The 2646-nt window shown below is 66.0% G+C and carries 2 protein-coding genes; both read left to right on the top strand.

Annotation, left to right across the window (positions count from 1 at the left end; genetic code table 11):
* The coding region (locus AC0L3A_RS40400) for an SDR family NAD(P)-dependent oxidoreductase (RefSeq protein ID WP_473256548.1) at positions 1-1691 on the top strand (1691 nt) is incomplete at its 5' end.
* Between the two features lie 2 nt (positions 1692-1693).
* Positions 1694-2646, top strand: a 953-nt coding sequence (locus AC0L3A_RS40395) for a glycosyltransferase family 4 protein (RefSeq protein ID WP_473256547.1), incomplete at its 3' end; no start/stop codon positions are given.

Genomic DNA, 2646 nt, shown 5'->3' with positions numbered 1-2646 from the left:
TCTCGCTGCCTGACGCGCTGAACATCATCCGCGTCGCGACCGTGCTGACGGTTGCGCTCCTGGCGCTCGACTATATCTTCGTTTCCCCCAATGTCCGCGGCGCCTTCTTCCTCGGCAAGGTGACGATCGTCCTCTATTGGTTCCTCGAGATCTCCTTCCTCAGCGCGTTGCGCATAACCTATCGCTATTTCCGCTATACGCGAGTGCGGCGTCACGCCCGCACCGGGGATGCTGCGCCGACGCTGCTGATCGGCCGCGCCGCGGATGCCGAGGTGCTGTTGCGCGGAATCGAGAGCGGGGCCATCAAGCGCATCTGGCCGGTCGGCGTGCTCTCGCCGTCGAGTGCCGATCGCGGCCAGTTCATCCGCAACGTCCCGGTGCTGGGCGGCGTCGACGACGTCGAGGACGTCATCGCCGACTTCGCCAAGCGCGGCAAGCCGATCGCGCGCGTTGTGATGACACCGTCGGCGTTCGAGCCGGAGGCTCATCCCGAATCGATCCTGATGCGGGCCCGCAAGCTCGGGGTGATCGTCAATCGCATGCCCTCGCTCGAGAGCGGCGATACGCCGCGGCTGACGGCCGTGGCGGTCGAGGACCTGCTGCTGCGGCCGAGCGAAAAGATCGACTATGCGCGGCTCGAGGCCCTGATCGAGGGCAAGGCGGTGATCGTCACCGGCGGGGGCGGCTCGATCGGTTCCGAGATCTGCGAACGTGTCGTCGCGTTCGGCGCCGCGCGCCTTCTGATCGTGGAAAATTCCGAGCCGGCTCTTTACGCGATCACGGAAACGCTCGCGGCGCTCGGCACTGCCGCTTCGATCGAAGGGCGGATCGCCGACATCCGCGACCGTGAGCGCATCATGCGCCTGATGGCCGAGTTCAAGCCGGACATCGTGTTCCATGCCGCCGCGCTCAAGCACGTGCCGATCCTCGAGCGCGACTGGAGCGAGGGCGTCAAGACCAACATCTTCGGTTCGATCAACGTTGCCGATGCCGCGCACAGCGCCGGCGCCGAAGCCATGGTGATGATCTCGACCGACAAGGCGATCGAGCCGGTGTCGATGCTCGGCCTGACCAAGCGCTTCGCGGAGATGTATTGCCAGGCGCTCGACCATGATCTTGCGGCGGGCCACGGCGGCGCCAGGCGGTCGATGCGGCTGATCTCGGTCCGGTTCGGCAACGTGCTGGCGTCGAACGGCTCGGTGGTGCCGAAGTTCAAGGCCCAGATCGATGCCGGCGGTCCCGTGACCGTCACCCATCCGGACATGGTCCGCTACTTCATGACCATCCGCGAAGCCTGCGATCTCGTCATCACGGCGGCAACGCATGCGCTCGGAACGCAGCGTTCGGACGTGTCGGTCTACGTGCTCAACATGGGCCAGCCGGTGAAGATCGTCGATCTCGCCGAGCGCATGATCCGTCTCTCGGGCTTGCAACCCGGCTACGACATCGACATCGTGTTCACGGGCATGCGGCCCGGCGAACGCCTGCACGAAATCCTGTTCGCCTCCGAGGAGCCGACCCGCGAGATCGGCGTCGCCGGCATCATGGCCGCGCAGCCGAACGAGCCGCCGATGCAGACGCTGCGCAAATGGATTGCGGCGCTGGAGCAGGCGATCGCGCGCGACGATCGGGCCACCATCAGGACCATCCTGAAGGACGCGGTGCCGGAATTCGGATCGACCGCGGCCTGACCATGCAGCCTCGAGGCAAGATCGTCGTGGCGAGCCAGCATTACCCGCCTGATCCGAGCACGACGGCTTCGATCATGGCCGAGATCGCCTGCCGCCTCGCCCGGGATCACGAGGTCGTGGTGTTGTCGGGCTCATCAGGGGCATTGCCGGCCTTGCAGACCGGCCCGGGCAACCCGCGGATAATCGCCGTCAAGAACCGGATGGCGGGTAAGGCGGCGCTGGTGCGGCGCGGCGCCTCCGAGCTGCTGTTCGCGGCGCGCACGTTTCTGGCGCTGACACGGGAGCTGAGGCGAGGTGACGTCGTGCTCACCGTCACCGCACCGTTCATGCTGCCTTACGCTGTCGCGGCGGCGGCGAGGCTGAAGGGCGCGCGCTCGGCGCTGATCATGCACGACCTCTTCCCCGACGTGCTGGTGATGGCGGGCCTGCTGAAGCCCGGTTCGATCGTGGCTATGATGATGCGCGCCGCCAACAGTCTGATGTTCCGCGCGCTCAATGCCGTCATCACCATCGGCCGCGATGCGGAACGGCCGCTGCTGAGCTATTCCGGCATGACGCGGAACAAGATCCGCTTCATCCCGAACTGGGCGACGCTCGTGGCCGCACCCCGGCCGGTGACGCCGGATAATCCGTTCCGCAAAGCGCTCTCGGCGGATTTCGTTGTCGGCCTGTCGGGCAATCTCGGCTTCACCCATGATCCGGAGATCGTGTTCGAGGCGGCGCGCCTTTTGAGGGCCGAGCCTGGCATCCACTTTCTGCTCTCCGGCTGGGGCATCGGCTTCGAGCGGTTGAAGCAGTTGCAGACTGAGGCGAACTTGCCCAACGTCTCCTTCGTGGGGCGGGTCGAGGATGCCGAGCTCGAGGCATTCCTGGCGGCGGCCAATCTCTGGATCATTCCGTACCGAAAGGACGTTGCGGGGGTGTCGGTGCCGAGCCGGTTCTACAATCTTCTGGC

The organism is Bradyrhizobium sp. MI1.3 (genome assembly GCF_055811695.1).
This window is presented reverse-complemented; position numbering and strand designations above follow the sequence as displayed.